The following is a 450-nucleotide window of genomic DNA, read 5'->3' as shown; positions in this document are numbered from 1 at the left end:
GCGCGCATGCAACGCCGAACCACGCAGCCCTTCGTGCAGCTTGAGCACTTCCTTGATCTGGTGGCCGACCGTGTAGCTCGGGTTCAGGCTCGTGAGCGCGTCCTGGAACACCATCGCGATGTCCTTGCCGACGATGCGTCGCCGCTCCTTGCCCGTGGCGTTGAGCAGATCGCGGCCATCGAAGGTGATGGAGTCGGCGGTGACCTTGCCGGGCGCGTCGATCAGGCCCATCAGCGCCATCATCGTCACGCTCTTGCCCGAGCCCGATTCGCCGACGATGCCGAGCACTTCGCCCGGCGCCACCGAGAGATTCACGCGGTCCACGGCCGGCAAGCCGTTGAAGTTCACCGCCAGGTTGCGGATGGTTAGCAGTTCTTGATTCATGTTCAGGCCATCCGCTTGAGCTTGGGATCGAGGGCGTCGCGCAGCCCGTCGCCGAGCAGGTTGATC

General features: G+C 64.7%; 1 protein-coding gene. It reads right to left on the bottom strand.

What is annotated here, in order from left to right; all coding sequences use genetic code 11:
* A partial coding sequence (locus EYW47_RS39605; RefSeq protein ID WP_133200242.1) for an ATP-binding cassette domain-containing protein occupies positions 1 to 384 on the bottom strand: 384 nt, incomplete at its 3' end.
* Positions 385 to 450 lie beyond the last annotated feature (66 nt).

The organism is Paraburkholderia silviterrae (assembly GCF_004353915.1).
GTDB lineage: Bacteria > Pseudomonadota > Gammaproteobacteria > Burkholderiales > Burkholderiaceae > Paraburkholderia > Paraburkholderia silviterrae.
This window is presented reverse-complemented; position numbering and strand designations above follow the sequence as displayed.